The 3,346-nt window shown below is 61.2% G+C and carries 5 protein-coding genes; all 5 read right to left on the bottom strand.

Features of this window, described 5'->3' with window-relative positions; all coding sequences use genetic code 11:
* The coding region (mobV, locus tag I1M21_RS09680) for a MobV family relaxase (protein WP_195193396.1) at positions 1 to 373 on the bottom strand (373 nt) is incomplete at its 3' end.
* Positions 374 to 823: 450 nt separating this feature from the next.
* A complete protein-coding gene (locus tag I1M21_RS09675) occupies positions 824 to 1,771 on the bottom strand; it encodes a hypothetical protein (protein ID WP_195193395.1) in 948 nt (315 codons plus the stop codon).
* A gap of 203 nt (positions 1,772 to 1,974) precedes the next feature.
* Positions 1,975 to 2,256 carry a hypothetical protein gene (locus I1M21_RS09670; RefSeq protein WP_195193394.1) on the bottom strand — a complete coding sequence of 94 codons (282 nt, stop codon included), beginning with the start codon at positions 2,254 to 2,256 and terminating at the stop codon, positions 1,975 to 1,977.
* Positions 2,257 to 2,258: 2 nt separating this feature from the next.
* Positions 2,259 to 2,513 (bottom strand): hypothetical protein, encoded by a 255-nt coding sequence (locus tag I1M21_RS09665; protein WP_117638241.1) that lies wholly within the window; start codon positions 2,511 to 2,513, stop codon positions 2,259 to 2,261.
* A 49-nt stretch (positions 2,514 to 2,562) separates the two neighbouring features.
* A partial coding sequence (locus tag I1M21_RS09660; RefSeq protein ID WP_195193393.1) for a plasmid recombination protein occupies positions 2,563 to 3,346 on the bottom strand: 784 nt, incomplete at its 5' end.

The raw sequence follows: 3,346 nt of genomic DNA, 5'->3' as shown, positions 1-3,346 counted from the left end.
GCACCGTGAAGTGCACCAGATTCGACTCCCCGAACTCCTCGCGGCAGAACCCGAGCGCGTCCTCGAAGAAGTCCCTCACCTCCTCGGCGCTCGCGCCCTCGAAGAACTCCGGGCTTGCCGTCACGATGCCCTCGACGAGCCTCACGGCATCCTTGCGCACCTTGCGGGCACCCTTGTAGCCCGCGTCAATCCTCGCCTGAATCTCGCCCTCGTAGTCGGCGTGCGGGCACATCTCGCGGTTCAGCCGGGTTCGGGTTCGGTCAATGTCCGGGTTCGTGTGCTTTCCCGGCTCGCGGTCGTTGTGGTACTGCATGGCGCCTATCTCGGCACCCTTGCACTTCTGGACTCGAAGGATTGCGTACTGCTTACCCATCGGCGGCGGCACCTCCCGGCTTTTGGAACAAAAGGGTAACGCACTCCCCTTTTCATCCTGAAAAGGGGTGCGCCGACAGTGTACCACCGTCGGTTCTCCGCGACTTAGGGTCGCTCCGCGCCTACGGCTTGGCGGCACGCGGCGGCGCTCGCATGAGGGGGCAAGCCCCCTCAAACTCCCCCTTGTCGCGGCTGTTCGTCACACGTCACACGTCACGTATATATTCGGTCGTAGTAGCCGAATATATACGTGCCCCGATTTGATGGGCTTCCTTCGCCGCGACTAGAGCAAGGAAAGGGTCGATGGCGCAGTGCGTCATCGACCCTTGTTCAAGTCTGGTCTATTCGATTGACCGTCGCGTCAATTCCGCAATCCGTGAACGAGGTCTCCGTAGATCCGCTGCGCGGAACTACTCCGCCCCCGTGGTCACGCATTGCTACATTGACCCGCCTACTCGAACCGAGCGCACCAGCTTCGCGCTTCGGCTACGGCTGCGGCGGCGCAGTCGGGCGGCAGTTCGACCATCGGCGTGCGCAGATACTCGCGCACCTTCGGTCGTGAACGCCAGCCGAGCATGTTGATGAGCGTCTCGACTTCCTCACCGCGCTCGGCCTTCTCGGCGAGCATGATTCCGACAACGCGCACCCAGTCGCGCGTGTCCTCGCCGCTGTGCCAAGCGTGAACCTGCGGCCAGTGCGCGACAACCTGCCCAGCGTCCCACTCCCCGTCACACGTCAGCTCGATGCGCGTCAGCACGCCCGACAGGTGCATCTCGGCAGCCTTGTCGTAGACCTTCACGTATCCGGGCGTGTTCTTGACCCCGAGGTATTCCGTGATTCCGTTGCTGATGACCGACTTGTACATCCGCCTGTCCTTGCTAAGGCGGCAGTCCAGACGGCTTGTCGGCAAATCATAGGCGAGGTCGAACCTCTTCAAGCGGGCATGGGAGATGCATGGCGCGAGCTTTTCCAGCAGCCGCCAGAACCGCTTGTCCCCGCCAACCTTGTTCGGGTTGAACTCGATAAACCCGCGATTCATGTTCACCTTGCAACTCGGCTCCATGAAGCCGATGCCGAGCGCGACCGAGCTGTCGCCGAGGTCGAAGCTCCAAAGCTCGTACCAGCCGCCGGGTCTAATCTTGCTCGTCCACGCGCTCATGCTGTCGCAGTCGAATGTCTGGGCGTGCGTGCTCAACCACTCGCCCTTGCCGTTGATGAACGACAGCTTCAGGCGAACCATATCGATTGAGAACGTTGCCCCAGATTCAGTCTTGTATGCATTCCAGTAAGAGGGGTGAACCACCGTAAGTGGTTGAAATCCGGCTATTAGACAAGAGCCGGATTTCACATCCGGGTTCGGCGGGTATGCAGAACCGCCCTCGTTTTCATTCATTGCCATGAAAAAACCTCCCTGTTTGGGAGGTAGCTGTTTGGGGATATCCCAGCTTGATATAATGCTGGTGTATCGCCGAGCTACCATCTCGGTTGATATGCGAGCCGCGAGTGTTGGCGCACTCAAAGCTCTGACCCAAATTATAACGGGGTCGCCGGCAGGAAAGGGGAGCCTTCAAGGCTCCCCTTTCTGTTAGCTCCCCTGCTGCTTTACGCTATGGCCATGAGACCATCGGCGAGGATTCCGCGGGCATACGCACCCGTCGACTTGCCCTCGGCCTTCGCTTCCTTCTCAAGCGCCCGTTTCATGGCGGCGGGAACCTTGAGGGACAGCGTTACCGTCTCGGGCGCTGCTTTCGGGAGTTTCCCCTCGACGATTTCGCCCACATTCACCCATCCGCTTGGCCACTCGTCGCGTTCGAGAGCGCTTTCCCAATCGGCAATCATCTCATCGGTAACGACCTTGCCGTTCTCGGCAACGATTCCGTTCATGTCTACCTCCATCCCAGCTCACGCTTGAACTTCTTCGTCGGCGGCACCATCGCGTGAAACACGCACCAAACGCCGTCGATATCCATGAATCCAATCAGCTCGGCAAACCTCCCATCGGGAAGCGAGCCGACCGAAATCCAGAGCGGCGGGTCATCCGTGCCGTTTCTCTGGCGGCACCGAATCGGGTTCTCCCACGCATACGCGACCTCATCGCTGGTAAGCCCGTGCTTGAGGGCGTTCCCGTGTACTCTGACCACTGCCGTTCTCCTTTCTTCCCCAATAAGTATACCCGATTGGTATACCTAATCAAAGCACCTGATTATCGCGCGGTCGCGCTGGGGCTTCGTGGCCGTCAAGCTTCCTGCTGGCACCCCTCATATCACCGGCCTCATCCAACAGAGACAACTCGTCCATCTCCCTCGACAGCTCGCCCATCTCGCCGACCTTCTCCCTGGCACCGTCAACGAGCACCTTCTCCGCGCGCCTGCCGTCACGTGCCGTTATGAAGTCGCGCCCCGCCGCGAGCGCGGCCTTGCAGATAGGGTTTTCGGCGAACTCGGCGAGCTTGGCCTTGAAGCTCCCGAGGAAGCCGCGCACCGACAGGCACTCGGCAATCTGGGCCAGCTCGGCCTTGATGCGCTCGAACCTCGCGGCGAAGCCCTCGACCTGCGATCTGCACTCGACGAGCTGCGCCCGCGCGGACGCAAGCTCGGCATTGGCGGAAGCAAGCTCCAACCTCGCCGATTCGAGCTGTTCGGCCTTCTCGTCCAGCTCGGCCTGAACTCGGCGGCTCTCGGCCTTGTATTCGGCCACGGACTTGTGCCGCCTTGCCGGTTCCCCCTCGATGCGCTTCTCACCCCTAGAAAGGCCGTACAGCGCCCCTACGCGCCCGTAGAACCTGTCCTGCATCGCCCCGAGCGCCGCCTTGTCCGGGAAGAACCCCTTCCACGAGAGCTTCCCGTCTTTAAGCGGCACGAAGCCGAAGTGGGCGTGCGGGGTCTCCTCGTCCATGTGCACCGTGAAGTGCACCAGATTCGACTCCCCGAACTCCTCGCGGCAGAACCCGAGCGCGTCCTCGAAGAAGTCCCTC

The sequence above is a fragment of the Collinsella aerofaciens genome (genome assembly GCF_015546965.1).
GTDB classification, from domain to species: Bacteria; Actinomycetota; Coriobacteriia; order Coriobacteriales; family Coriobacteriaceae; genus Collinsella; species Collinsella aerofaciens_X.
This window is presented reverse-complemented; position numbering and strand designations above follow the sequence as displayed.